Below are 25,940 nucleotides of genomic sequence, written 5' to 3' on the forward strand. Positions count from 1 at the left end.
GAAGTTGTGCATACTTGATATATGAACTGTCGTCCTCTAAATGAATCGCCACTTCGATTGTATCGCCAATTGTGTACTCTTGGTTCGTCAATGAGTAACTGATCAGTTTCGGTGCCTCCGTATCCTCCATCGCACTTCCTGTCAGCTGAAACGAACTCATCACAAACATCACAATAATAAGTTGAGCCATCCACTTCTTCATCAATTTTCCTCTTTCCCATCTATATATGTAGACTTTTGAATGTTAATCCTATAAATCCCAACTAAGAATATAGCACGTTTCTCAAAAACAGGATGACCTATTTTTAAAAACGAGTGTATGATTGCACCAAAAAAGAGTGAAGCCACATCGCTTCACCCCTGCCTCACTCATAGTTCGCCATCGCCGTCACTGGATACTTCCCTTCCTCCCACGAATGGTCCGCTCGCAATGTCGCATCGGACACTAAGAAGTAGTCGTACCGGACTTTCCCCGGCTGGTTCGGCACCGGATCGTTCCACGTCGTGTCCAAGTGATACCATTCCCCGTCAAGCTTGACGAGGTTCCACGCGTGAAGACCGGTCTCGACTTCTCCTGAGATATATCGCGTCTCGACACCGGCCGCTTCTAATAGAAGCAACGTCGTCAGCGCATACCCCTCACAGACGCCTTCCCCATTGAACAATATCGAGTACGGCGTGTACGGGCTCGCCGCGCTCTCCAAGTTATACGCCGTGTTCAACACGACGAAATCGTTCACGTATTTCACTTTCTCAAAGTCGTTCAGCCCGATCGGCATCTCTTGCACGATGCGCTCGACGCGGGCCGCGATCTGATGGGCCTCATCTGTCGTCATGTCGTACGCCAACTTCATGTCGAGGTCGACATAGCCCCCGTGATCCCGATATTGACTCTCCCCGCCCCGAGACAAACGGAAGACGTAGATGTGATTCGCCTCGAGCCAGTCCCACGCGGCTTCCATCGTCTCCTCAAAGTCTCTCGTTTTCCCGATGTAACGGATGCTGAACGCCTCATCGAATCGGCTCATGTGATAGGCGAGTGCCATCCCGAGTTCCTCAGGTGAAGCGATTTGGCTCGGCAATTCGAACGTTTCATCAAGTATCGTGGCCGACGAACTTACCACATGTCGCGAACCCGGCCACTCGATGATCTTTGCCTCTTGGTACGTCGCATATCCGCCGACCGCACTCACACCCAACATGATCAACGCCAACACGTTGCGTCCTGTCATCGCAATCGAAGACCAGACCGCCGAGCGTCGACTTTTGATTAACCGATTCAACTCATCGCTCACAAGTTGCTCCAATTCGGCTCGTTTCATCTTCACGTTCGAGTGGACTTGGAACACGACTTTTCGATAGATTGGATCGAGCAAGTCAAACTGTCGGGCCGGGTTATGTTCCGCCCGTTTCAATTCGTCGTCGATCGTTCGCAGTTCTCGTCGCAACGCCTGCTGAACGAGTCTTGTCGCACGCCCAGTTCGGAACAATAGTACACCCACTCCTCCGCTCAATCCCATAATCAACATATACATAATGATTTCCACGATAGCCGCTCCTCGCATTCTTCTTTACCAGTTAGAATATTTTCCCTACCCAGCACCCTCTATAAGTATATAATAACTTTATAAACAATATATGGAAGGTGTTGCATGATGAACATTAATACATATTTGAAAGAATACGCCCACACACTACTCGGCGACGGCACACATATCGCCCCGAACGTTCCCGACAAAAAATTGAACGGAGCCATTAAGAATTATGCGGAGGACGCGCTTCCTGAACACGTTGTCGTCTTATACGATTCAACGCTCTTTAAGAGCGGTAAAGAAGGCATGCTGTTTTTAGGTGACCGCTTCTATTTCAAACCGTTGCTCGAGAAGCCGATTTGCGTCTACTACAAGGATTTGCAACGCGTCGATTTGGACCGTGAAGTCACATACAAGAACGATAAGCGAAAAGAAAAACTTCATATCGTCATGCACACAGAGAAATACGATTACAGTCTGTCTGACAAGCTTGCGACGTATAACGTCGAAGGCGTCGTCGAGCTATTGAACGGGATTTCCGCTTTGAAAGACAAGGAAGACGAGCTCATCAACGTCTCACAGGTCACCCCGCTCGCCGACTTGCCCGAGGCGTATAAGCTCACCTACTTAAAAGTCTTGGCAAACTTCACGTTCTTCGATGATCAACAGATTGATGCCGAAGAGTATAGCGAACTGATGTCGCTCGTTACCCGTATCCATCTCAGTTCGGACTATCGCTTGCAACTTCGGGGCTATTTGAGCAATCCGAATGAACATGCACCGACGATCGCGTTGATTGATGAATTACGCGACTTGTCGACGACCATCGACTTCTCGATCGTCGAGAAATCGTTGTTCAAAGACTTACTCTATCTGTTCAAACTGAAGCGCCCGCTCTCGGCTTGGTTCGAGAACAAGTTTCTTGAAGAGTTGAAAGAAGTTCTGTCGATTTCGCGAGAAGAAATCGAACTGATCTCAAGCGCCATCCAAAGCGACGAAGATATTTTGACGTTTCGGAAAAACGACTCGGAAATCGCCAAGTCGATGAAAGACTTGGCGGCGAAAGCAGCCGCGGTCGGTGTCCCGCTCACCGCTATCTACTTGTCCGGTTCGGTCGTCGGATTGAGTGCGGCCGGGTTGACGTCTGGTCTCGCCTCTCTCGGCATGGGTGGTCTGCTCGGCTTCTCGAGCATGTTCACGGGTATCGGGGTGCTCGTCGTCATCGGGGTCGGGACGTATCAAGGATTGAAGAAAATCACGGGCATGAAAGACGTCGAGAATAACAAGCAACGTGAATACATGCTCCAGGCCATCATCCGAAACACACAACAAACCCTCAACTACCTGCTCGAAGACATCAATGAAATCTCGAATCGACTCGTCGCTGCCGTGCAGCATGGTAACGCCAACTCGGAGAAAATCAACCAGTTATCGAACATGCTACAAATGCTCAATGCGAGTGCCCAGTTCAGTGCCGGCAAACAAGTCCATTCTCAAAAAGAACAGGTCATCACGCAACTCCCTTCGAAACTGAGTACGATTCGGTTAGACGAGTTGACGTCAAAACCGACACATCAAAAACTTCGTGATTACGTGTACACGTGTTACGCCCCGAAACTTGTCCAACTCGATGATGTGACGTTCGATTCCGAGGAAGCGCTCGTCTTGAAGGATACGCTCACGCTCGAAGAATTGGAGCAGTTGAACGAATCACTCCAAGCAATCGGCTACTTCGACGTATCGGGAGGCGGGCTCGCCGAAGTCACGGGTGGGGCGAAGCGCCTCGTCAAGAACGTATTCGGTGACAAATGAAACGGACCGAACAACAGCTGACCGACAAGGCGAAGGCGTTGCTCACCCAACAACACCAAGCCACGAAAGCCGAACAACGTCTAGGTGATGTCCAGACGCATTTGAGCCAACTTGAAGAAGCGCAAGACGCGCAATCGGAAGTGCTCGACCAGTTGTTCGAAGACATGATGCGGCTCATGGACGGACAGGCGACGCAAACGGTGGTCACCCCGCTCGCGCCACTCGCCGTCCCAACGTTTGAGGAAATCCAGCCGATTCAAGTCGCGGACGTCTCGTGGGAAAGCTATTTGGACAACCTCGACACGTATGCGGCACGCCATGACGTGACCGGACGAGACGACCCGTTCGCCCACTTGTTGACGGCACGACAACGGCACGACTTGGCGACCGCGTTCAAAGCGGACTTCTTGCTGAAGGAGGCGGAATGTGACTGCTACGATTACATGATTGCGTCCTTCAGCGGCCTTGTCGCTGGTCTCATCGACAGTTTCTTTGTCGGTTCACCGAAGGACAGCAAACTCCGGCGTTGGTCAGATGAGAAAGTCGACAACGTCGTCATCCAGTTCGCGAACCTCGTCTGGAAACAAGACAAACAGAACGGTGGCCGCCTCCGCAAACAACCGGATTCGATTGCGAGTGCCATCGGTTATTTAGAGCGTCGCTTTAAAGTGAACTATGACGCGCGGTATGCGAAAGATTTGAACATGGGGGACGCGACACTCAACATGCGTCCGGCGGACCACCATTTGAAATCGCTCGCCCACGCACCGGACATCGTCGGTCTGTTCTTTTCCATCTTGGATCAGTTCACGGGCAAGGCAAGCTTCGTCTCGGACGGTCGGCTGCTTCGTCTCGAACCGAAACAGGACGGTACGCCACGGCTCCAAGGTGAGAATCTACTGGCCAAACTATTCGCCGGTTTCGCGAACTGGCTCGGGCATCTCTTGTCCGACGTATCGGGGTCGAGCGGTGTGCGCGGGCACGACGACGGGCGGCGCGGCGCCGGTATCCCGCTCCCGTTCTTTGAGTTGTTTCAATTCGCTGACTTCGGGCACATCTCCCACGACGGGGGGACGCTCTCGTTCGCCGACTTCTCGACGAAAGTGTTCGAGAGCAGCTATGATGCGCGTCACGGTGTGGCGATGGCGGTGCCGGTCGTCTTCAACGAACTCGTCATCCGTCTGCTCTGGGGATTGAAGAGCCTGCTTTATCATAAGAACGGCTGGCTTCACTCGATACCGGTCGGCAACAAGCCGACACTCCGGAAGATGTTACTCGTCGGCCACGGTGCCCTCTGTCTGACCGACGGGATCGATGCCTACATCCGGAGCGGAAACGTCCCGATTTTGTTTGCGACGCGCGTGAACTACGTCGCCTGGAGTCGCTTCGCATACGCCGCGACGCAAGAGCTGAAGCATGTGCTCGGGAAAGACGTGTACGATTGGGGAGCGGTCGACGCCCATCTCGAGCAAGAATGGAAGAAACTTAGCCGTACAGATTAATGAAGGAGTCCGCCATGACCTACTCACTAGAGAACATCTTACAACTTGAAAACACACCTGAATTCAATAAACTCGACCAACAGTTCAATGCGTTCAACCCGTTCAAAGTGCTTCGCGTCGCCAATTATGAGATTCGTCATTCGAACGTGCTCGCCTGGTTGTTCGACCCGAACGAGAACCATCGCCTCAATAGCGTGTTTCTACGGAAGGTGCTCATGCATCTCATCATGAAAGCAGACAATGAAAACAAAATCGATGCGTTCGATTATTTAGCGTTCGCCCATACCCCTTTGTCTGACGTTGTCGTCCATCGAGAGTGGTCGAAGCGAGGCGTAGGTGCAATCGATTTGCTCATCGAGATCCCGACGTTGAACGTAATCGTATTCATCGAAAACAAGGTGCACGCCATTGAGTCGTCAGGCCAACTCGATCGGTATGTAACAAGCGTGACCGAACACTATCCGCATCGAGACATTCTTCCCGTCTTTTTGACTTTATCCGGGGACGCACCTTCCCATGACGCGTATTGGATGTTGACGTATGACGAAATCTTACGCATCATCAAGCACGAGCTTGAACTGAACCATACAACGATGGCCGACACGATTCACGACTTCCTGTCCTACTATGTCGCGCTCCTCGAAGAACGACTCGTCGATGACGAAGCGACGACGGAGACGGCGTTGCAACTTTATCAAGACTATACGTTGGCCATCCATCTTTTGTACGCGAACGCCAACCCGGCGAAACAAAAGCAAGTGGAATTGCGTCAAGCGGTCAAGCTACTCGCCACGTTCGACGAAACGACGAAACAGCATCTAAGGCTCATCTACCATCGGAAGCGCCAAACGATTGACTATCTCTTCAAGATTGGGTGCAACATCCTCCGTCAAGCGTTTCGCGAGTTCGTGAGCGAACAGAACATCACGACCTATTCCGCCCATACACGCGTCCCGCACTTCGTGATGGATGACTGGTTGCCGTCGTTACAGAAGATGCATCGTTTGAAACGCTACTGGCTCAACTACGGCCTCATCGTCTGGTTCGAGCGCAAAGGCAGTAAACGACTCAAGCTTTACGTCGAGGTCGGGCCAATCAATTATAAGGAGCGACTCGAACTTTTGGAGGCACTCGAAGTAAAAGGCATCTCGTTCTTAAAATCAGGGAAACAAGAAGAGAAAAAGTTTACCCGCATCTACACCGAGACAATCGACGTGTCAGATTGGACGAACGCCACCGTCGTCAAAGACGCGATGATGACACTCATCGAAGACCCTACTTTCCGCTCGTTCAGCGCAACCGTGACCGACATGTTGGATGAACTGTATGCTATCAACGCCTAAAAAAGACCATCGCACTTGTCTCAGACAAGTGCGATGGTTTTCTGTTTATTCTGCACGAAACGTATAAACCGTCCTCGAGTGATACAACTCTCCCGGGTTCAGTTCAATCGATGTCGTCACGTCAAGATGGTCCCGTGCCTGCTCTTCGAGGACGATGGCGTTATGCTTTTGCCAGCTGCTCTAATCATTCGACAAAAAAAGCCAGCTTTCCCTTAAGTGGAAAGCTGGCTTCCTCAGACAATTCAGCTTAAGAGTTTCTCCGCAGCATGACGCAACGGGTTCGTATCACTCAGCCGTTGAAGACGGGTTGGCGCACCACCGCTGGTGACAAATAGACTTGGTGACGCAATGGTCCAATTTACCCGTCGGCAGTGTTGAATATCCCAGCTATGAGTAGTAACTTGACTAAAAATAGCTTCATAGCGATATGGTCCCGTGACCTCCCCCCACCGCTTTGATCTCCCATTGTTGTGTATGTAGATTAACAAGGCGTTTCAAAACAAGAACATCACCTATTTGAACTTCAGATGCAAACTTTTTAATGAGGTGTCCGTCAAGCAACTGGTCGTATTCTCAAAATATTCACCCAAACGGGCAGGACCAATCAGCGCAACATTTAACTTTAAAAATAACTCTTCTAAATTGACCTCTCCATTCCCTGCTGCGATTTGCCAATATGTTTTCATCGGGTCCTCCTTAGTTGTTTTTACTCCAGTCAAGCTTTCCGATTTTGCTGTAAGGATTGCCACGATTTATCAAATTCATATAGCTCTTCCGTCTTAAATTCTTTTCGCAGTTGGCGAATCCGATGTCTCTCTGCGTGAACTTGGCTAACCTCTACTCCTTTCTTCGCTCCTTCGATAAGAGCCACGAGCACAAATAGTGGCACTAGCACATACAAGGCCTTGAAATAAAAATATCCTACGATTCCAAGGATGATTGCGGATCCAAATGCCATTTTAAAAAATTCTAAGAAGAACCCAATGAAAAATCCAAACATTCTACTCAATTGTTCAACCTCCTAACGCTACATATAAATCATTTTCTTCAATTGCAATCATTCGTTTTATTTCATATGGATACTTTTCTTGGATATAGACCTTTACCAGACCCTTTTCTTCGAGACTAACATCTTTGCCATGAAACAATCGGTTCAAAATATTGTACATTAGCTCTTGTGGTGAATTTGTTTTAATCATTCCGTCAACGTGTAATCGGACGAGTTGTAAATACTCCTTCAAAGCGTACTGAAAAATAATAATACCTCGCGTTCGTTTCGATAACGCGGCACGTTTCATAAAAAAGATTGCATTTAAACTTTGATTTTCAACTTTTAATTCTTTGATGACGTTGTTCTGACGAGCAATCATTTCTTGATGTATCTTAAGTTCCTTCTCCAATTTCATGATTATTTGCTTTAATTCATCAACTTCCCCTTGTCTAGAAAATCGTCCTATTCCAAAAGACGCACCAGCCAACAATGCTCCAGCACCTAATAAGAAAAATGGCATTTCGACTCACTCCTCAAAAAAATCTATTGTACTTTCAATTGCTAGATTCGTCCGAGTCATTCTACTTAAAATATCATCTGTTTGACTTACTGATAAATCCATTGCGATCGAATCGAATTCAGTCTGAAGCCGCATCCGATTATGAATTAATTCAGCAGAATTGGCCATCAATTCCGAAGTAGAAGGGAGCATAGACCATACCTGATCAATCATATACATAATGGTGGCTAATGCAATCCCTGTCAAAACTCCTACCATTGTGGACGAAATTAATGGTAGAAATGGTAGAGCAAGTCCCCTCAACATATTTTCAAAAACTTCTTCAAACGCTATTCCACCTGCTACAACAAGCCCCGTAATCAATAATTTTGTCACTTCACGATAAAGCATCGATTGGGATAAGTTCTGTGGATTCGTGAATAGTACTCGAAACGCCCGGACGATTGACAAGAATCCTTCACGAATGATGCGTACAACTCGTTTTTTCGTTGTAATAAATGTATTGATGACTGTTGTCAATATGGAACTCATGAAGCCACTCAAGATACCTTCCCCAAAAATCTTTGTAGCCGCTCTTAATAGACCACTTAGTTGTTTTTGTGTATTCTTAATCACACGTTCAGCCATTTTGTTCAGTTCAGTCAGCATTATTCCATCAGAACGATACGTTTTCAACTGTTTAGCATACTGCTTCATCTCTTTAAACAGTTCACTTATGAGCGTGTGGAGAACCATACCAATCGCTTCTCGAGCTCCGAGCCGGAGTCCGTCTTCAACGCCCGCTTGCAAACTTCGAGAGGTATATCCTTTCATCGTTTCAATTCTAGAGATTTGATGATCGTCGTAAGCTACGTTTGCTTGGTCAGCGATTTGTCGCGCTCGTTTCTCATCAATGGCGAACCGGACATCGTTTGTATCTTCTTGTCCACCGACTCGATGATTTCTGAAATCATCGAGTCGCAAATCTCCTTTCGACTTATTTAATGTTTCATCTGTTACCACTAAATTTCTAGTATCACTTGAAAAAGCTTTTTTACGATTGTCATCCAATAGAAATCCACCATTTTTATGGAACGAATTTAATGGAACAACATGATCCACGTTGGCGCGGTCTATTGATTTACCCGTGTACGAATCGACTTGCTTTCCTTTTCTTTTTTCATTTTGGTGAAGGACAATTTTTTTTGAGGAATCGTAACCATATTTTGATCTTTCAAATTTATCTTCCTCTCGCGCGTAAATACCTTGTCTTGCGTTATGTTTTGTTGTCACATCACCACCATCTTGGTTTTGATGAAAGAACGGAGCCAAGCCAAATGTTTGAATAATGGTACGTGAGACAACTTGTCCATACTCTCCAATTAAATCGTCAAACATACTATTCTTTTCTTGCTCTGATTTTGCATGCAAATCGAAAATCGTCTTTTCGTATTCTTTGATATCTAATTCATGCTGTTCATAGCAAATGTCAAATCGCTCTCTAAAGTATTGGAATAGCATTTCTTCATCTGTGCGGAACGAGTGACTCAAGATGACCCCTCCTTAAAAACTTACGGAACTGTGCCCGATTTATTGATTAAATCTATGATTTTAGTGTATCAATCCCATTTCAAATAGCGGATGATTCTTTCGTAATGAAGGGAATACATTTTTTAGAATCACCGATTACCGTTCGACAATATATGACATGTTATTGAATTTTATGAACATTTTCTACGCCCTCCAACCTCCGCTTCTATCGATTATGTCCTTCTATACCTTCTCAATACACGTAGCATCTGAAACCACAATATTCAATGGGCTAACGCTTATAAGAGAATAAATCGCCAGCCCCATTCATAATGAATCCGTCCTAGCAAGAGCAACTTTCTTCTCACCCACTTTCCATGGTCACGTTGTCGTTTCTCAAAAGTTTCACGACTAAGTGCATAGGAAAAAGACCATCGAACTTGTCCATGACAAGTCCGATGGTCTTTTGTTTCATTCCACCCCAAACCGATAAACCGTCCTCGAGTAATACAACTCCCCCGGATTCAGCTCAATCGACGTCGCCACATCCGGATGGTTCGGCGCGTCCGGGAACGCTTGGGCCTCCAGGCAAATCGCGCTATGCTTTTGCCGTCCTTCGAGCGTCACCGGCGTCTCTTCACTTAAGAAGTTCGCCGTATAGACGACCATGACCGGCTGGTTCGTCTCGACGTCCATGATGCGTCCACTCACCGGGTCGTGCAAACGGGTCGTCCCTTCCTTCAAGAGAAACGGATGATCCAGTCCACCCGCCTTCACGATCGCCTCGTCCTCGGACGTAATCGCCGCACCGACCGGTCTCCCGTCACGGAAGTCGAACGGCGTATCCGACACGTCAAGCAACTCCCCCGTCGGTAGCGACTCGTCATCGAGCCGTGCCACGTGATCGGACGGCAGCGTCAGCACGTGGTCGTGCACCGTCGGCCGTCCGCCGAGGTTGAAATAGTTGTGGTGGTTCAAGTTGACCCACGTCCGTTCGTCCGTGTCGGCCGTCATCGTGACGACGAGCGCATCGTCGTCCGTCAGTTCATACATGACTTTGAAGCGAACATTTCCAGGGTACCCTTCCTCCCCGTCCGGACTGAGGTACGTGAAGACGATCGCTTGTCCGTCGACGTCCATGTCCCAGTGCCGGGCCGTGATGCCTTCCTCGCCGCCGTGGATGTGGTGCGGGGCCTCGCTCGGGGTCAAGGCCACCCCATCGATCTCGGCGTTGCGGATCCGGCCGGCGATGCGCCCGACGACCGCCCCGACGTAAATCGGGTTCTCTAAGTATTGTTCCGGGTCACCGTACTTCAAGATGACGGACTCATAGTTCCCGTCCCGGTCCGGCGCCGTCAACTCGGTCATGGCGCAGCCATAATCGATGGCCGACAGGCGCATGCCGTTTGCGTTTTCAATCGTTGCTTGTTTCACTCGCTCACCTACTTCGACTAGTTTATCTGTTCATTCCCGTTGAAGTAGTGTCTTACTCTTATTCTTGTCGTTCCGTCGCAACGACACTATCAAAAAAGTCCCTCACATGATAATCATGCGGATACATCGACAACTCCTTCGCATAAGCGAAGTCGCCGAACAGCTTGTTCATCGTCACGTTCTTGTCAACGAGCGTGCCGATGACCCCGTTGAAGAGCCCCGTCGTCCGGACGTGGTTGCCGTGGACCGCGCCGATCGTCTTGACGAGCTCGGACGTACAGACGTAGTCGGCGTTTTGCGGATGGAACGTGCCGTGGTCTTCATGGAGGATGAGGAGCGCCAAGAACTCCGACAGGTTGTCGACGTGGATCATGCTGCGGCGGTTCGGATAGTCCGGGAAGATTGGCACCTTTCGCGCGAGCCCGGCGAGTTTGATGTAGTTCCCTTTCGAGCCGTTCCCGTAAATCATCGGCGGACGGACGTTCGCGACGCGGAACGATTCGTCCGCGAGCGCCTCGAGCTTCTTCTCGGCCTGGAGCTTACTGTTGCCGTAGAAGTTCGTCGGCTTCGGTTCCGTGTCTGTCGTGATCATCTGCGCGTTCGAGGCGTCCCCGTAGACGATCATGCTGCTGAGGAATAGAAATTGGCTTACCCCGTCCTGCTTCGCCTTCACCGCAACCTCGGCCGTCAAATCGGTGTTCACTTCGTAATACAGGTCCTCCATACTCTTGTCTGTCGAGACGTGGGCAATCCCGGCCGCATGGAGGATCGCGTCATACCCCTCGAACGACTTCTCTTTCCATTCCCCTTTCTTCATCCCGACCGTATTGACTTGAATGTCGTCCGCATATTTTGCCTCAATCCACTGTTTGAACGCATTGCCGACGTAACTGCTCGCGCCGGTGATCAACACTCGTTTCATCTGTCGCCCTCCTCATAAAAAAGAACAACCGTCCCAGCCGAAGCGTGAAGCAGTTGTCTCTCGATGTGTTTATTTTACCATATGCCGACATTCGATATCATACCGATCGCAAGTAGAGCCACATCTCGCCACTCCCCCATGGTCACATCCCCTTGCCTCTTCGAATATTCATCGATATCCGAGATGGGACAGCGCCCTTATCGCACATAAGCCCGGGGCTTGTTTGAGATATCGGCTTACAATTGATAGATGGAGCCGAGAGGCGTACGTACAGCAACACCCAATCCACGAATATCGATGACTATACTCGAATTAACCTAGGAAAATCAACAGAGCGCTCGGAAAAGAATCCATCCATGAACCAGCTTGATGACCAAATCGTAGAATGGGAGCCGATGATCCATTACGTCATCCGGCATCTCCACATCCATCCGAACGAACAAGAGGACTGCGCCCAAATCGCGCGCATCGCGCTATGGGAGGCATTGAACCGGGGCTGTACGTTATCGAAGACGTATTGCTTCCAACGGATACGGGGCGCCATCCTCAACCACCAACAGAAGAACGCCCGACACTTGAAGCACGAAGTCGCGGCCGAGCGTATCCCGGAACAGTGCATGACGTCCGAGCGCCATCTGTTCGACTGGCTCGACGAACAACGGGTGTTGCTGTCACCACGCCATTTCGAGCTCCTCTGCCACTTGATTGACGGGACCGAACAGACGCTGCCATATTCCGCGAGCCGGTTGCGGGCATATAAGGCCGACGTCCAACGGGAACTGCGAGCGGCAATAACCTTGAAGGAGTGATTGTGATGAAACGTGTGTTACTGAACGATGCGATCGACCTGTACTTAGAAGACTTGAAAGAACGGAAGGAGTCCCCGGAGACGACGCTGAAAAGCAAACGCAACACGCTACGGAGCTTCGCCGAGTATGCGACCGAACGGGGCGCCGTCTACATCCAGGACATCACCGAGATGGGCTACGCGGTCCCGTACAAGAAGCACTTGAGCGGGAAAGCCGACAACACAGTCCGGTCGTATATCATGCGTGTCCGTGGGCTGTTCACGTTCGCCGTCGAGCAGCGCTGGATGGAGCAGAACCCGTTCAGCCGAATCATCACGCGGGAAGGCGTCACCGAACCGCCGACGATCATCAGCCGCGACCAATTGGATGTCGTATTGTATCACGCCAAAAACTATACGCTCTATACGATCTACCTCGTCGGGGGCGATGCCGGGCTACGCATCAGCGAGATCTTGGACTTGGAGCTCAATCACATCAACTTCGAAGAGCGCTTACTCAGCGTCATAAAAGGCAAAGGCGGCAAGACGCGCGTCGTGCCGATGACGCAGCGGCTCACGAAAGAGTTGAAGCGCTACATCGACGTCCGGCGTCCGAAGGCCGGGAACTCGAACAAAATCTTCTTGATGCCGACAGGACGCGTCGTCCAGCCGGGCTTCGTGAACAAAGACCTGAAAGAAATCGCAGCCGAACAGTTCGGCCTGCATCTGACGAGCCACATGTTGCGTCATAGCTTCGCGACGACGTTGTACGAACAGAAAAAAGACATCGTCGGCGTCGCCGAGCTCCTCGGACACAAGTCGATTAGCACGACCGAGCGGTATCTTCATGTGTCACGTGAGCGGACACGGCAGCTGATTGAAGGGCTGAATAAGAAATAGAAGCTTATTAGACATGTATACTCACTTCTTCATAACTGTTTTTTAATCTATTATCAAAAAGTTAAAAATGCAAAAGGTAGTTAGTCATAATTTCAAAAGGCATCCCAGGGGATAATTAATTATTCCCTGGGATGCCTTTTATCTTGCTGAAATCAATCCAGAGCACATTGAATATAGATTACCAAAATTCACAACCGCAAGGTCGCTGTCATCGGCCTTCACGATGTTACGTGTGTCAAAGATCATCGGACGGTTCATCGCCGCGTTCAACTCGCTGAAGTCGAGCGCTTTGAACTCGTTGTGGTCAACGAGGACGAGGACGAGGTCCGCATCTTTGATCGCTTCTTCTTTCGACACGAGGTCGAAGTGTTTCGATGACGAGACTTCGACGTGTGGGTCGTGGACGGCCACGTTCATGCCTTGCTCGAGCATCAATTCGATGATCTCGACAGCCGGGCTTTCACGCATGTCGTCGACGTTCCCTTTGTACGTCACGCCGAATGCGGCGATTTTTGCCTCGGGCTGGTCTGAAACGAGCTTCTGCACGTTCTCGACGACATAAGCCGGCATCGAGACGTTCGTGTCGCGTGAGAGCTTGATGATTTTCGCAAGCTCAGGCTGTTTCGCCACGATGAAGTACGGGTCGACCGCCAAGCAATGTCCACCGACACCAGGGCCTGGGCTGTGAAGGTTGACGCGCGGGTGCTTGTTCGCCATCTCGATGACGTCAAGGACGTTGATGTCGAGAGCGTTACACACTTTTGCGAGTTCGTTCGCGAGGGCGATGTTCACATCGCGGAACGTGTTCTCCATGAGTTTCGACATTTCAGCCGTCTTCGCGTCCGTCTTGATGATTTCCCCTTTTACGAACGTGCCGTATACGTTTGCACCGGCGTCTGCACAAGCGGGCGTGATGCCACCGACGATGCGGTTGTTGTGCACGAGCTCATGAAGGATTTGTCCTGGGAGGACACGCTCTGGGCAGTGGACGAGGAAGATGTCCTCACCGACGACGAAGCCTGCTGCTTCCACGAGCGGCTTGACATGGTCGTCCATCGTACGTGGCTCGATTGTCGACTCGACGATGATGACGTTGCCCTTCTCGACGTATGGAAGGACGCGTTTCGTCGCTTCGAGTACGTATGTGAGGTCGCATGACTTATGCTCGTCATCGTTGTTCGGTGTCGGGACGGCGATGATGAACGCGTCCGCTTTCTCCGGCTCGAGCGAGGCGTGGAACTTGCCTTTCGCGACGACGTCTTTGACGACGTCTCCGAGGCCTGGCTCTTCGATGTGGATTTCGCCACGGTTCAATTTATCGACAACTGACTGATGAATGTCCACACCGACGACGTCGACGCCGTATTGGGCGAAGACCGCAGACGTTGGGAGTCCAATATATCCTAATCCGATCGTACATACTTTAATTAGAATCTCCACCTAACTTATTATATTTTTTATTCACTTAATTGAATATTGGTCAGAGAAATAGTTACGGTATTCTCCATTTAAAATTTGTTCCCACCACTCTTTATTATCAAGATACCACTGAATCGTTTGGGCAATTCCAGTATCAAAGTTGTAAGTAGGCTTCCATCCTAATGCTTGGAGCTTAGTTGGGTCAATCGCATATCGTTTGTCATGACCTAAGCGATCTGTAACAAACTCAATGAGTTCTTCTGATTTACCTAACTCTTTAATGATAGTTTGAACAACTTCCAAGTTTGTCTTCTCGTTATGGCCACCAACATTGTATACCTCTCCGTTGATTCCCTCATGCATAACTAAATCAATGGCTAAACAATGATCTTTGACATGTAACCAGTCCCGAATGTTTTTGCCATCACCATAAACAGGCACTTTTTGTTCATTTAGTACCCGGGAAATAGTCAAAGGGATTAATTTCTCGGGAAAATGATAAGGTCCGTAGTTATTTGAACAACGTGTGATATTGACCGGAAGTCCAAACGTTTCATGATACGCTCGAACCAGAAAGTCACTTGACGCCTTACTCGCACTGTAAGGACTGTTCGGTTGAAGAGGCGTCTCTTCAGTAAAGAATGTAGTCGGATCAAAATCAAGTTCCCCGTACACTTCATCAGTCGAAACATGAACAAACTTCTTAATGCCATTGGCCTTGGCTGCATCAAGCAATACTTGCGTACCCATGACATTCGTTTTCACAAAAATCTCAGGATGTGTAATCGAACGATCCACATGACTCTCAGCAGCAAAATGCACTACATAATCAAATTTTTCAGCTTTGAACAAACTCATAACAGCCTCTCGATCAGCGATATCAATCTTCACGAACGTGTAGTTATCTGCGTTCTCGATTTCTTTATGCTTAACCAAGTCGCCAGCATAAGTAAGCAAATCCAGATTAAAAATTTGATATTCAGGATATTTGGAAACCATGTGTTGTACAAAATTACCGCCAATAAACCCTGCTCCACCTGTTACAAGTACTTTTTCTTTATTCATTTAAATGTTCACCTCTTGATCCAATTCTTTTAAATAGTGTGATAACGCTTCTTTCCAATGTGGGAGGGGTTCAAATCCCATTTCAATCAACTTCTGTTTAGACATACGCGAATTTTTAGGTCTCGCAGCAGGAGTTGGATATTCTTCAGATGTAATTTTATTTACTTTAACATCTCGATTAGCTTGTGCAAAAATCTCTAAAGCGAACTCTGCCCAACTGCAATATCCTTCATTTGTTGCTTGATAGACTCCATATTTATCAGTAATTATCATGTCGACTAATAATCTTGCCAAGTCATACGTATAAGTAGGAGATCCAATTTGATCGTCTACCACACTTAATTCATCTCTAGATTCGCTTAGACGTAACATCGTATTAATGAAGTTATGTCCATTCGTTCCAAATACCCAAGAGATACGCACAATGAACAACTCATTTAGAAGTTGTTGGCAGACTTTCTCCCCTTCAAATTTTGTCAAACCATAATAACTCTGCGGTTCAACGGGAGACGTTTCTTTGAAGGGTGTGTCACCTTCCCCGTTATATACGTAATCCGTACTGATATACATAAACTTAGAACCGATTTCAGCAGCCAATTCAGCTAAATAACGCGTCCCGTTAACGTTGACATCCCAAGCCAATTCCTTTTGTTCTTCCGCTTTATCAACTGCAGTGTATGCAGCACAATGAATAATAGCGTCTGGTTTTACATTTTTGACGAAGGCGATGACATCATCTTTTTTAGTAATATCTAAATCCTCAAACCCAATACCAATCATGTCTAAGTTTCGCTTTTGTCCTTCTTTAACAACATCGAATCCTAATTGTCCATTGTAGCCTGTGACTAAAACTTTCATATAGTACGCACCAATACAAAATTGTTTTCAGCATCCACAAACGAAGGCGCATTTTGATCTTTGTCTGACAAAATCGGATTAGAGTTGATTGGCCAATCAATGTCAAGAGTTGAATCATTCCATTGTATGCTTCGATCATGTTCAGGTGAATAGAGTTCATCTACTTTGTATTGGACTTCAACACCTGGAGTGAGCGTTAAGAATCCATGCGCAAACCCTTTGGGGACAAGGAGTTGCTTTTTATTTTCAGCTGATAACTCTACACCAAACCATTGTCCTTGTGTAGGACTACCTTGACGAATATCCACAGCAACATCAAAGATCGCCCCTTGTGTGCAACGTACTAATTTTGTCTGCGCTTTTGGGCTGAGTTGATAGTGTAGACCACGAAGAGTACCTTGTTCTGCAGAATAAGAATGGTTGTCTTGAATAAATTCGATATCAATTCCATTTTCTATTAGAACAGACTGATTGAAAGTTTCGGTAAACCAGCCCCGATGATCTCCAAATACTCGAGGTTCAATAACTTTGACGCCATCTAGTAATGTATCTGTGATTTTCATTTATACTCCTCTTTTAGTAACGAATTTTTCCAGCTGCAACTTTAAGTAAATACTGTCCGTATCCTGTTTTTTGAAGTGCTTCTCCTGAAGACCTTAAAGCCTCTTTATCAATCCAACCATTGAGATAAGCAATTTCCTCAAGCGCTGCGATTTTTACTCCTTGATGATCTTCAACAGTTTTTACAAAGTTAGTCGCCTCTACTAAGCTTTGATGAGTTCCCGTATCTAGCCATGTGAATCCACGCCCTAACAATTCGACACTTAATTCACCATTTTTCAAGTACGCTTCGTTGATAGATGTAATCTCCAGTTCACCTCTAGCAGAGGGCTTTATACTTTTCGCAATTTCTACAACGCGATTATCGTAAAAATAAAGTCCAGTGATTGCGTAATTTGATTTAGGTTTTTCTGGTTTTTCTTCGACACTAACTACAGTTCCATTACTGTCAAATTCAACAACACCAAAACGCTCTGGATCAGTAACGTGATAACCAAAGACAGTTGCACCTTCTTCTTTTTGTGCTGCCTTCTGGAGAATAGTACGCATTCCGCTCCCATAATAGATATTATCACCGAGCACCATCGCAACCGATTCACTTCCAATAAATTCTTCACCTAGAATAAACGCTTGTGCTAATCCGTCAGGAGACGGTTGTACTATATAAGTTAAGCTAATACCGAATTGTTTTCCATTTCCCAAAAGACTTTTAAAACGAGAGAGATCATCAGGAGTTGAAATGATTAAAATATCTTTAATACCTGCTAACATTAATGTAGACAAGGGGTAATAAATCATTGGTTTATCATAAATGGGGAGCAATTGCTTACTAGTTACCATGGTTAAGGGATACAATCGCGTCCCACTACCACCAGCTAAAATAATCCCTTTCATAAATTAAGTAACCCTCCTATTAAAATCAATTGCCCTAACTTAATTAGGACTTTTATAATTCATTAGAAAAACGTAACTCATAGTCTTTAACAATTTTATTCCAGGAATAGTTACTAGTTATAATGTTAGAGGACTTTTTATCAAATTCATTAATCATATGGTCGGAATAATTCTCTATTTTTCCAATTGTTTTACTTAAAGATGGATTAAAATCTGAAAAATATAGAGCACTATCTTCAGCAACTTCTCTATTAAAAGACACATCATACAATAAACTTAATTTTGAGCTGGCAAGAGCTTCTAATAAAGATGGGTTAGTACCTCCAACTGAATGCCCATGTATATAGGCAAATGCATGTTCTCTTATTAATTTCAAAAGTTCAGAATCATAAACCGTACCTACAAACTTAATTCTGGGATCTATTTCATAACGAGTTTTTTTCAATAAATGATTCTTAAAGTTATTTTCTTCAATATTAGTTACAATAATTAAATCTTTTTTTGTGTTTGATTTCATAAATTCATTAATAATAAGTTCGTAATTATTTTCAGGTACAAATCTACCAACAATTAAGTAATATTCATTTGGTGTAATATTGTATTTTTTAAACCATTTTGCTGGCTTAGGATCGCTCATTCTTAAATTGGAAGGAATTGATTCTGCTCCATAAGAAATATATTCAGTTTTTGGTTTATAACGAGAATATTCAGTCTCTATATATTTTTGAATGGCCTTAGAATCACAAATAACACCATCCGCATGTTTAACCATAAATCTTTCTGATAATTTCCAATAAACCCTAACGGGCAAGCTCCACTTACTCCTTTTCCATTCATTACCGTCTGGATTAATTAAAAGTTCTATTCTATTTCTTTCGATTTCTTTTTTGAAGTAATGTAAAAATGGACCGATTCTGCATGCTAAGATATAAATTTTTGCATTTTTTACTTTATTTTTTTTAATATATTTAAGAACATAATTTAAGCTTAATAAGTCATATAAGACTGCAGTAGCACCCCCACATTTTGGAATTTTAAGATGGAAGCAAGTAATATCATTTATTTTTTTTATTTCATTAGTGTTAGATAAACAGGTTACAAAGTAGTTTATTTTTTTTTCTTTTTTTCTCATTACTAATTCTTGTACAAAAGTTTCAAAACCACCATATTTTGCTGGAATTCCTTTAGATCCTAAAATAAAAATATTATTGTAATTGTCCACTCTTCAACCCACGCTTTCTAATTGCTTGATTATAAACTTTTAATATCGAAAAGTAATAATCATCTATACAATAATTCTTACTATTTTCTATACATTTATTCTGCATAATAATATATTCTTCATCGTTCAAGCTTAAAGCAAAATTTAATTGAGTTACTAAGTCATTAAGGTTTCCAGGTTCAAATAAAAAGCCAACTTCTTTTGTTATAAGTTCACTGATTCCACCGATGTTACTACCTATAATTGGCGTCCCTAAAGCTAATGACTCTATATTTGTTAATCCAAAAACCTCAGGCCAAGTTGAAGGTAGTACTACAAACATACTTTCAGATATAATTTCTTTCAAATCATCGCCAGATTTAAACCCACAAAATTCAACATTTTCTATTTTTTTATTTACCACATATTCTTTTAGCATTCTCTCTTCAGGTCCTAATCCGACAATTTTTAAGGTCACCTTACTCTCGAGGCGCTCCACTGCCTCAATTAGTAAGTCCACTCCTTTTTCCTTTGAAAGTCTACCATAGTAAAGAATTTGTCTTTTCTTTTTAATATCTTGGTTTTTAAATTTAAAATCATAGTAGTCTGACGACACGAAATTTGGAATGTGCGTGAATTTTTCTTTATTCCTTTTTGAAAAATATGATTTTAAAAACTGTTCTTTAATATAGTTGCTAGGGAATATAAATTCATCTACAGCATTATAGCTCTTAAGAGTTTTGTGAGTATATGCCTCAATGGTGAGTAAAGCACTATCGATATAAGAATCTTTATGGCATTTGTTTGTAGTACAGGATATAAAATTACCCCCTATACATTTGTTACAGATTTTATCATCGTTATACATTTTATAATTAGGACAGATGATTTTGTAATCATGTACAACTAACACTATAGGGATGTTTAATTTATTAATTTTATTAATTATCGAAGGTGTTATTTGATGATAAATTAAATTTAAATGTACAACATCTGGATTGAAATCTTTAATTACATCTTCGATTTTATTTATCGCCTCAAATGAGTAAATTAAATTCATTCCATTTTTAATCTTAATTAGCATATTAGAATTTTCATAGTCTATAGCGTTAACAAAATCATCTGAATACTTACTTGAGAAATTTTTATCGTCTTTCATACTGAAAACGGCAGTCTCATGACCCTCCTTTTCAAGCCTATCTTTCAACCCAAATAAATATGTTTCACTTCCGCCTTTAATATAATTATACTTATTTACAAATAGTATCCTCATGGTTACAGCCCTTCTATTATTTCATTTACAACTCGAAATCTTTTCTCCCATGTGTTTTGTAATGAATAATCAATCAATTCTTGTTTATTCACTTTTGAATGCATTATGTTATTTAATATATTTATAAAATCTGCCTCATTATTATAAAGATAGATTGGTGCATTCATCTCTCTAACCTCAACTAAATTTCTAGAAATTACAGGAATACCCGCAGCTAAGTATTCATATATTTTTAAGGGATGAATGTAATCTGTTAACTCATTTTTTTTAAAGGGCATAATTCCTACATCAGCAAACTTTAAGAAACTTGGAATTTTATCATGATCTACAAGCCCCAGAAATATAATATTCTTCACTCCTTCTTTTAGAACTTCATTTTCGAACTTATAATTATGGTTTCCAATAAAAATAAAATTCACATTTTTCATTTTTTTGGCGACACTAATTATCAAATTCATATCAATCCAGTTTTCAATGGCTCCGACGTATACCACTTTAAACCCATTTATTCTTTTGTATAACTCGGGAATACTCGAATTATTGTCTAAAAATCTTTCAACGTTCACTCCATTAGGTAAATAAATCATTTTATTGTTATTTTTTTTAAAATCATCTAGCATTTTCCTAGCAGTTACTATTGTTAAATCTGATTTATCAATTAGTTCATTCTGTAGATTGATTAGAGATTGATAACTACCTGAAAAACCTTTAAAATTGTCAGCCACTCTGTGCACCAGCTTATGATATTTTATTATTTCAGTAGATTTAGCCATCTTAACATTTGTCATCCAGAGAACATCATATTGCTCATTTAGCAATTTAGGAGTATTTGAGAGGAATGTTAGATGTTTTTTAGCCCAAAAGTCAGAATTTAATATAGGAAGTTTACAAAAAGGTGCAAATACTCTTGGAGTTAGTTCAATGAAATTCTCTTTACTAGTTTCGTTTTTAGGTAAGATGGAAGGCTTATTACACCAAGTCACATGGTATTTTTCCTTTAAAAACCCTTCTGCAAAATAATGACTCCCAACTTGAAACTTTGTATCCGGATCCATATATTCGCACATTAGCACTTTTCTCATAAATGTTTCTCCTTCTTATTAATAAAGTGATATATGTTTTCAATTTCTTTGGTGCTAACTATGATGTAAATGCCCACTCCTAAAAAGGCTAGAACAAGGACATTTATATCTAGTAATAAATCTAAAAATAAGTACATATATATAAAGAGGATTTTCACAATAAATCTTTGGTTTATAAAATTTATAGGGATTAGTGAGTAACTAAAATAGCTTCTGAAGAAAAAATAAATTAAATAGACTAAAGATATAGATACAGAAGCACCTATAGACCCAAACTTAGGTATTAAAATTAAATTCAAAAGTATCGAGCTAATCAACGTAATCATATTTACAACCAAGTAAAATCTCGTCCTTTTTTTTAACATAATACCAATTGAAGATATTTCCGTTAAAATATAAAGAACGGGGAAAAGACTCAAAAAAGGCATTAATTTTTTTGCTTCTCTGTACTCAACCCCTAGGATTAGAATCAATTGATCTTTAAATATTACAAACAAAATCGGAATTATAAGTAAGAAAAAACTTAAAAACTCAAACCAGTTTTTATAAAATGTTGTATTGTTATTATCATTATTAAAGTTGTTTAACGCTTTTGGTAACCAATAAGTTGTAAAAACCCCTTGAAAATTTACTAATAAAGAAATTATTTTAAATGCAGCTATATATATGCCTAAGTGATAAGCGGTTGAAAAATAACCCAGGATAAATTTATCTATGTTTTGAAACATCCAAGCAAGTATTAAACTTGCCATAAATGGGATTCCGTAAGTTATCATTTCTTTGAAAGAAAGAGTTGTATTATTAGCTGCTTTTCTTTCATCTTTGACATAACGTTTTATATAAGGAAAATAAATTGTTAGGGTAAGTAATATATTTAAGAATTGAGAAAGTATTAAAGACATCAATATATCATTTGAAATAAAAATAAACAGAAACAACAGTATCAATTCAAAAGATTTAACCGAAATTTGAAATAATGAAAATTTGAAGGCTAATTGTTCCATTCTTAAAATGATTTGGACGTATTTTGCTATAATATTAATTACTAATGAAAAAGCAAATATCACGACCAAGGTTACAGTCTTGATAGCATTTAATTCCAAAAAAAATATAATCTCATTGTAAAATAAGCCCATAACGGCCACCGGAATCAATGAGCCTAAGAGCGAACTAAACAAACAGGTATATAATAAATAGTATTTGTTATTTGTTTCATAATAATATCGGATGTAAGTTTGTTCTAAGCCTAAAGTAGAAACTATTATACTCAGATTAATTACAATTATGAACATCGCACTTGCTCCAAGTATTTCAGGCTCAGCAATTCGAGTGATTATTGGCGTAGCCAAAAATCCTAATACAAGACTTACTATTGGACCTAAAGAGAATAATAAGAATTTTTTCATAAGAAATTAGTTAGATTACCCCTTTCCTGTTCATTATGTTTTCATATATTTTTAAGGTTTCTTTTAGACTTCCTTTATAAGTATAACTGTTTATTTCATTGTAAATATCCTTGTAATGATTCATCATATAACGCAATTCATTTTCTAATTCAAGCTCATTGCGATTAGAAAATGTTCGGCACCCTTTTGGTCGCATACAAACATCACTGGCTATTACTGGAATGCCCTCACTAAGACACTCTATAACAGATAAACCGAAACTGTCTGAATAATTCGGCCTTAAGAGAACATCGATTTTATTTCGAAAAATTTCTGGTTCCACTCCATCTTCAATTATCTCTATATCATCTATTACGCTTTGAGGAACTACTTTTAAAATTTCAATTACATATGATTGTCCTATTAGATCATCTTTAAAATCTAGTAAGGATAAAACTAATTTCACATGCGGAAAACTGGCTTTTAAATTACAAAAAGATTTTATACATATATCTAGACCATAAAGATCTTTATTTTCAAAAAATCTTACAGCACCATTCCATCCAAAAGTCAAACTCCTTTGTTCACTTATTTTTTTGGCTGGCTTATTAGTACCATTTAAACTCTCAATATATGGAGAAATCTCTACAATCTTTTGATTAGAACTAATATATCGACTAAGTTCTTTAAATTCTTTATTTCCTACTACTAGATTCAAATCTACGTAATTAATTGCTTTTTTAAATATAAAAAACCTCAACTTGTTAAATTCTTTTGGATTATATCGAACACTATGGTGTGTTAAAATCAATTTTGTTTTTGTAATTTTTTTTAGAAGGCCTAAAACAAAAATGTATTTATAATTTTCGTCATTAGAATGAATGATTGCGTACTTTTTTATTAAAGTATGCCAAATTATAGATTTGATGTTACTATTTCCTTCATTCACCTCCCTATTATCACTTTTGTTCAACAAGTATAAATCAATACTGTCTTTTCCATAAATTTCACTCAAACTTTTATACAGTTTTTTAAAATAAGTTGCCCTTCCTCCATATGGAGGAGGAAGAATTCCTATCATAGCGATTTTTTTCATAATAAATTCTGACTCCTTCCATTTTTATTACAAATTAAAATTGATACAAATAGTAATGGGTTTTTTACCAATTTTCTATAAGGCTGTTATTTGTAAAGTATGATTTTCTAGAAATCCTGATATGTTTATCGCATAAGTATCTTCTATGATTCCATAAGCTTTACTGTAAGTTGCTTTATTCAATATTAACTTTTGTTTAGAAGAACTAATATTTAAAGTTTCATTACCATTCTTTAAATTTAAAGAGTAATTGTTGACTATTTCTACTTCAACATTTGGATGCAATAAAAAATTTAAGTTAGGATGGTACTTAATGTTACTTATTTTTGTTTCCACTCTTTTTAATTCATCATAAATTTTCAGCATTTTTTTTTCATTATTAACTTCAAATTTCCTTGAATGTATTCTTCCTATATCTTTATATCCATAATGCTCACCTTCAAAGGTTCTTTCGTCATAATACTTACATAAAGAATTAGTCTTTTCTTTAAGTTCAAATAAATAAATTTCATTGAAATTGTTTTGTTCAATTACTTTATCGTCCTCTTTTAAAAATAAAGTGTTATGAACTGAAGTAGTCTTATCTTTAGATCTCATTTGTACATTCTTTGTATAATGATATGTCCCAGCATCCACAAAAAAATTTTTACCTCTATAAGTTAACTCAAAACTCAACTGATCATTGTGACTATGCACACCTAAACCACCGAAGGATAATTGACCGCATCTAATGTATATGCAAAAATCATTGCACTTCAGGTTATAATAGCCCCCTTTTTCAAAAAAATTATTAATAGAATCACTAAAATATATTCTAGACTCATTATTCTCTTCATCTTTATAAAAATATTTTCTACAAGGACTAATTCTCAATCCTAATTCATAATAATAAGGTGTTATAATTTTACTAGTCAGGTGTTTATCCATACTAAAATAATCAGAAAATATAAGAATTCTTCCGCTATCATTATCTCCGAATAGAGGTAGAAGACCATCATCTTTGGTCATTGAAATCAAATAGTTGATATTCATCTTCATATCGTGCCAATAACTATCATCTAAATTCATATTGTTTTCTTTCAACATTATCATAGTAAGAAATACCATTTCAGAAGTTAATTTATGATAGGCTGGAGCTCCTTCGTAGTTACTTCCATCATCAAAATATTGAGTTTTAATTTCCTTTTTAAACTCACTAATTCCGAGTGAAATCCATTTAGATACTTTTGAATCTTCTCTGTCAAAATATAAGCTAATCCAAATTAAACCCATGATATTAGACATATAATGATTACCAGTAATACCGTTGGAATTCTCTAAATTACCATAAATAAATTCACCATGCTCATAAAGTGATTTTTCAATAATTTTTTTTTCTTTGTTAGGTAAACAATTATAATTATTAAAATAAATCAAACCAGTTATTATGTTTAGTGATCTAATTGCTACTTCCATTGCACTTGTCCAATTCACACCCTTTTTATAAGGATTTTGTTCAATCCAATCCATAAGCTCATCTATGAAGTATTTTAAATAAACTGGGTCTTTCTTAAAAAAGTATGCCCTCCCAAGTGTAGGAATATGTTGCAGTCTAGATTGTTCCCAAACATATTTAACATCTGAATTGTCTTTCAGATCGACAACCTTGATTCTTTTATAAAATTTATCCGGATATACCTTTCCACTACTCAAATCTTTTTTCCATTCAGAGAGATTCGTATCAAAAATATTATTTAAAATACATCTCTTTCCTTGGATTATTTTATTTGCATCAATTAAAATATTTTGTTCTATATCTCCAAAAGAATTATCTTCATAAAAAAAATTGGGGAAACTAAAGTTCTCGTTAACATT

General features: G+C 41.7%; 24 protein-coding genes. 5 read left to right on the plus strand and 19 right to left on the minus strand.

The window, feature by feature from the left end; all coding sequences use genetic code 11:
- Together RT52_RS08395 and RT52_RS08400 are read right to left on the minus strand one after the other, a co-directional pair.
- Positions 1 to 202, minus strand: a 202-nt coding sequence (locus RT52_RS08395; RefSeq protein WP_034814446.1) for a hypothetical protein, incomplete at its 3' end; no start/stop codon positions are given.
- A gap of 163 nt (positions 203 to 365) precedes the next feature.
- Positions 366 to 1,547 carry a transglutaminase domain-containing protein gene (locus RT52_RS08400; RefSeq protein ID WP_162174537.1) on the minus strand — a complete coding sequence of 394 codons (1,182 nt, stop codon included), beginning with the start codon at positions 1,545 to 1,547 and terminating at the stop codon, positions 366 to 368.
- Positions 1,548 to 1,652: 105 nt separating this feature from the next.
- On the opposite strand from RT52_RS08400, the gene RT52_RS08405 reads away from it, so the two are divergent.
- From RT52_RS08405 to RT52_RS08415, 3 genes are read left to right on the plus strand one after another with little or no spacing between them, the layout of a single operon-like run.
- On the plus strand, positions 1,653 to 3,344 hold the full coding sequence (locus RT52_RS08405; RefSeq protein ID WP_034814447.1) for a hypothetical protein: 1,692 nt from the start codon (positions 1,653 to 1,655) through the stop codon (positions 3,342 to 3,344).
- Positions 3,341 to 4,846: a hypothetical protein gene (locus RT52_RS08410; protein WP_034814448.1), complete on the plus strand. Its 1,506-nt coding sequence runs from the start codon at positions 3,341 to 3,343 to the stop codon at positions 4,844 to 4,846. The genes RT52_RS08405 and RT52_RS08410 overlap by 4 nt, the downstream gene beginning before the upstream one ends.
- A 14-nt stretch (positions 4,847 to 4,860) precedes the next feature.
- Entirely contained in the window at positions 4,861 to 6,189 is a 1,329-nt protein-coding gene (locus RT52_RS08415; RefSeq protein WP_051690227.1) for a PDDEXK-like family protein, read from the plus strand.
- A 512-nt stretch (positions 6,190 to 6,701) separates the two neighbouring features.
- Here RT52_RS08415 and RT52_RS16370 read toward each other — a convergent pair.
- From RT52_RS16370 to RT52_RS08445, 6 genes are all read right to left on the minus strand, one after another.
- The gene (locus RT52_RS16370) at positions 6,702 to 6,875 is read right to left on the minus strand and encodes a hypothetical protein (RefSeq protein ID WP_156028752.1); all 174 of its coding nucleotides are present in this window, start codon (positions 6,873 to 6,875) and stop codon (positions 6,702 to 6,704) included.
- A 29-nt stretch (positions 6,876 to 6,904) separates the two neighbouring features.
- Positions 6,905 to 7,198, minus strand: coding sequence for a hypothetical protein (locus RT52_RS08425; RefSeq protein WP_034814449.1), 294 nt, complete (start codon positions 7,196 to 7,198; stop codon positions 6,905 to 6,907).
- A gap of 4 nt (positions 7,199 to 7,202) precedes the next feature.
- The gene (locus RT52_RS08430; RefSeq protein ID WP_034814450.1) at positions 7,203 to 7,700 is read right to left on the minus strand and encodes a hypothetical protein; all 498 of its coding nucleotides are present in this window, start codon (positions 7,698 to 7,700) and stop codon (positions 7,203 to 7,205) included.
- Between the two features lie 6 nt (positions 7,701 to 7,706).
- On the minus strand, positions 7,707 to 9,230 hold the full coding sequence (locus RT52_RS08435; RefSeq protein ID WP_034814451.1) for a hypothetical protein: 1,524 nt from the start codon (positions 9,228 to 9,230) through the stop codon (positions 7,707 to 7,709).
- A 450-nt stretch (positions 9,231 to 9,680) separates the two neighbouring features.
- Positions 9,681 to 10,643, minus strand: a complete 963-nt coding sequence (locus RT52_RS08440) for an aldose epimerase family protein (protein WP_034814452.1) — start codon at positions 10,641 to 10,643, stop codon at positions 9,681 to 9,683.
- A gap of 58 nt (positions 10,644 to 10,701) precedes the next feature.
- A complete protein-coding gene (locus RT52_RS08445) occupies positions 10,702 to 11,565 on the minus strand; it encodes an NAD-dependent epimerase/dehydratase family protein (protein WP_034814453.1) in 864 nt (287 codons plus the stop codon).
- A gap of 356 nt (positions 11,566 to 11,921) precedes the next feature.
- Between RT52_RS08445 and RT52_RS08450 the strand changes: the two genes are divergently transcribed.
- Positions 11,922 to 12,374: a sigma factor gene (locus RT52_RS08450; protein WP_034814454.1), complete on the plus strand. Its 453-nt coding sequence runs from the start codon at positions 11,922 to 11,924 to the stop codon at positions 12,372 to 12,374.
- Positions 12,375 to 12,379: 5 nt separating this feature from the next.
- Positions 12,380 to 13,252: a tyrosine-type recombinase/integrase gene (locus RT52_RS08455; RefSeq protein ID WP_034814455.1), complete on the plus strand. Its 873-nt coding sequence runs from the start codon at positions 12,380 to 12,382 to the stop codon at positions 13,250 to 13,252.
- A gap of 138 nt (positions 13,253 to 13,390) precedes the next feature.
- On the opposite strand, the gene RT52_RS08460 is transcribed toward RT52_RS08455, so the two are convergent.
- The 11 genes from RT52_RS08460 to RT52_RS08510 form a co-directional block, all read right to left on the minus strand.
- Entirely contained in the window at positions 13,391 to 14,680 is a 1,290-nt protein-coding gene (locus tag RT52_RS08460; RefSeq protein ID WP_034814466.1) for a nucleotide sugar dehydrogenase, read from the minus strand.
- Between the two features lie 33 nt (positions 14,681 to 14,713).
- Entirely contained in the window at positions 14,714 to 15,736 is a 1,023-nt protein-coding gene (rfbB, locus tag RT52_RS08465; protein ID WP_034814456.1) for a dTDP-glucose 4,6-dehydratase, read from the minus strand.
- Positions 15,737 to 16,594, minus strand: coding sequence for a dTDP-4-dehydrorhamnose reductase (gene rfbD, locus RT52_RS08470; RefSeq protein WP_034814457.1), 858 nt, complete (start codon positions 16,592 to 16,594; stop codon positions 15,737 to 15,739).
- Entirely contained in the window at positions 16,591 to 17,157 is a 567-nt protein-coding gene (gene rfbC, locus RT52_RS08475; protein ID WP_034814458.1) for a dTDP-4-dehydrorhamnose 3,5-epimerase, read from the minus strand. The genes rfbD and rfbC overlap by 4 nt, the downstream gene beginning before the upstream one ends.
- Before the next feature lie 13 nt (positions 17,158 to 17,170).
- On the minus strand, positions 17,171 to 18,049 hold the full coding sequence (gene rfbA / locus RT52_RS08480; RefSeq protein WP_034814459.1) for a glucose-1-phosphate thymidylyltransferase RfbA: 879 nt from the start codon (positions 18,047 to 18,049) through the stop codon (positions 17,171 to 17,173).
- A gap of 52 nt (positions 18,050 to 18,101) precedes the next feature.
- Positions 18,102 to 19,271, minus strand: a complete 1,170-nt coding sequence (gene cps2T / locus RT52_RS08485) for a beta 1-4 rhamnosyltransferase Cps2T (RefSeq protein WP_034814460.1) — start codon at positions 19,269 to 19,271, stop codon at positions 18,102 to 18,104.
- Positions 19,255 to 20,523, minus strand: coding sequence for a glycosyltransferase family 4 protein (locus RT52_RS08490; RefSeq protein WP_034814461.1), 1,269 nt, complete (start codon positions 20,521 to 20,523; stop codon positions 19,255 to 19,257). The genes cps2T and RT52_RS08490 overlap by 17 nt, the downstream gene beginning before the upstream one ends.
- Before the next feature lie 2 nt (positions 20,524 to 20,525).
- Entirely contained in the window at positions 20,526 to 21,605 is a 1,080-nt protein-coding gene (locus RT52_RS08495; RefSeq protein ID WP_034814462.1) for a glycosyltransferase, read from the minus strand.
- On the minus strand, positions 21,602 to 23,011 hold the full coding sequence (locus RT52_RS08500; protein WP_081852684.1) for an oligosaccharide flippase family protein: 1,410 nt from the start codon (positions 23,009 to 23,011) through the stop codon (positions 21,602 to 21,604). Before RT52_RS08500 ends, RT52_RS08495 begins: the two co-directional genes overlap by 4 nt.
- Positions 23,012 to 23,021: 10 nt before the next feature.
- Positions 23,022 to 24,086: a glycosyltransferase gene (locus RT52_RS08505; RefSeq protein WP_034816672.1), complete on the minus strand. Its 1,065-nt coding sequence runs from the start codon at positions 24,084 to 24,086 to the stop codon at positions 23,022 to 23,024.
- 75 nt (positions 24,087 to 24,161) lie between these two features.
- Positions 24,162 to 25,940 (minus strand): alginate lyase family protein (locus RT52_RS08510; protein ID WP_034815533.1); only part of this gene is annotated, 1,779 nt, incomplete at its 5' end.

Source organism: Exiguobacterium alkaliphilum 12/1, from assembly GCF_000714435.1.
Classification (GTDB): domain Bacteria; phylum Bacillota; class Bacilli; order Exiguobacteriales; family Exiguobacteriaceae; genus Exiguobacterium; species Exiguobacterium alkaliphilum.

What these genes read in the sequence shown, in the direction of transcription:
- RT52_RS08405 (WP_034814447.1), top strand. Translation starts at nt 1,653, where the DNA reads ATGATGAACATTAATACATATTTGAAAGAATACGCCCACACACTACTC.
- rfbD (WP_034814457.1), bottom strand. Translation starts at nt 16,594, where the DNA reads ATGAAAGTTTTAGTCACAGGCTACAATGGACAATTAGGATTCGATGTT.
- RT52_RS08505 (WP_034816672.1), bottom strand. Translation starts at nt 24,086, where the DNA reads ATGAAAAAAATCGCTATGATAGGAATTCTTCCTCCTCCATATGGAGGA.
- RT52_RS08415 (WP_051690227.1), top strand. Translation starts at nt 4,861, where the DNA reads ATGACCTACTCACTAGAGAACATCTTACAACTTGAAAACACACCTGAA.
- RT52_RS08445 (WP_034814453.1), bottom strand. Translation starts at nt 11,565, where the DNA reads ATGAAACGAGTGTTGATCACCGGCGCGAGCAGTTACGTCGGCAATGCG.
- rfbC (WP_034814458.1), bottom strand. Translation starts at nt 17,157, where the DNA reads ATGAAAATCACAGATACATTACTAGATGGCGTCAAAGTTATTGAACCT.
- rfbA (WP_034814459.1), bottom strand. Translation starts at nt 18,049, where the DNA reads ATGAAAGGGATTATTTTAGCTGGTGGTAGTGGGACGCGATTGTATCCC.
- RT52_RS08455 (WP_034814455.1), top strand. Translation starts at nt 12,380, where the DNA reads ATGAAACGTGTGTTACTGAACGATGCGATCGACCTGTACTTAGAAGAC.
- RT52_RS08495 (WP_034814462.1), bottom strand. Translation starts at nt 21,605, where the DNA reads ATGAGAAAAGTGCTAATGTGCGAATATATGGATCCGGATACAAAGTTT.
- rfbB (WP_034814456.1), bottom strand. Translation starts at nt 15,736, where the DNA reads ATGAATAAAGAAAAAGTACTTGTAACAGGTGGAGCAGGGTTTATTGGC.
- RT52_RS08500 (WP_081852684.1), bottom strand. Translation starts at nt 23,011, where the DNA reads ATGAAAAAATTCTTATTATTCTCTTTAGGTCCAATAGTAAGTCTTGTA.
- RT52_RS16370 (WP_156028752.1), bottom strand. Translation starts at nt 6,875, where the DNA reads ATGAAAACATATTGGCAAATCGCAGCAGGGAATGGAGAGGTCAATTTA.
- RT52_RS08490 (WP_034814461.1), bottom strand. Translation starts at nt 20,523, where the DNA reads ATGAGGATACTATTTGTAAATAAGTATAATTATATTAAAGGCGGAAGT.
- RT52_RS08430 (WP_034814450.1), bottom strand. Translation starts at nt 7,700, where the DNA reads ATGCCATTTTTCTTATTAGGTGCTGGAGCATTGTTGGCTGGTGCGTCT.
- RT52_RS08410 (WP_034814448.1), top strand. Translation starts at nt 3,341, where the DNA reads ATGAAACGGACCGAACAACAGCTGACCGACAAGGCGAAGGCGTTGCTC.
- RT52_RS08450 (WP_034814454.1), top strand. Translation starts at nt 11,922, where the DNA reads ATGAACCAGCTTGATGACCAAATCGTAGAATGGGAGCCGATGATCCAT.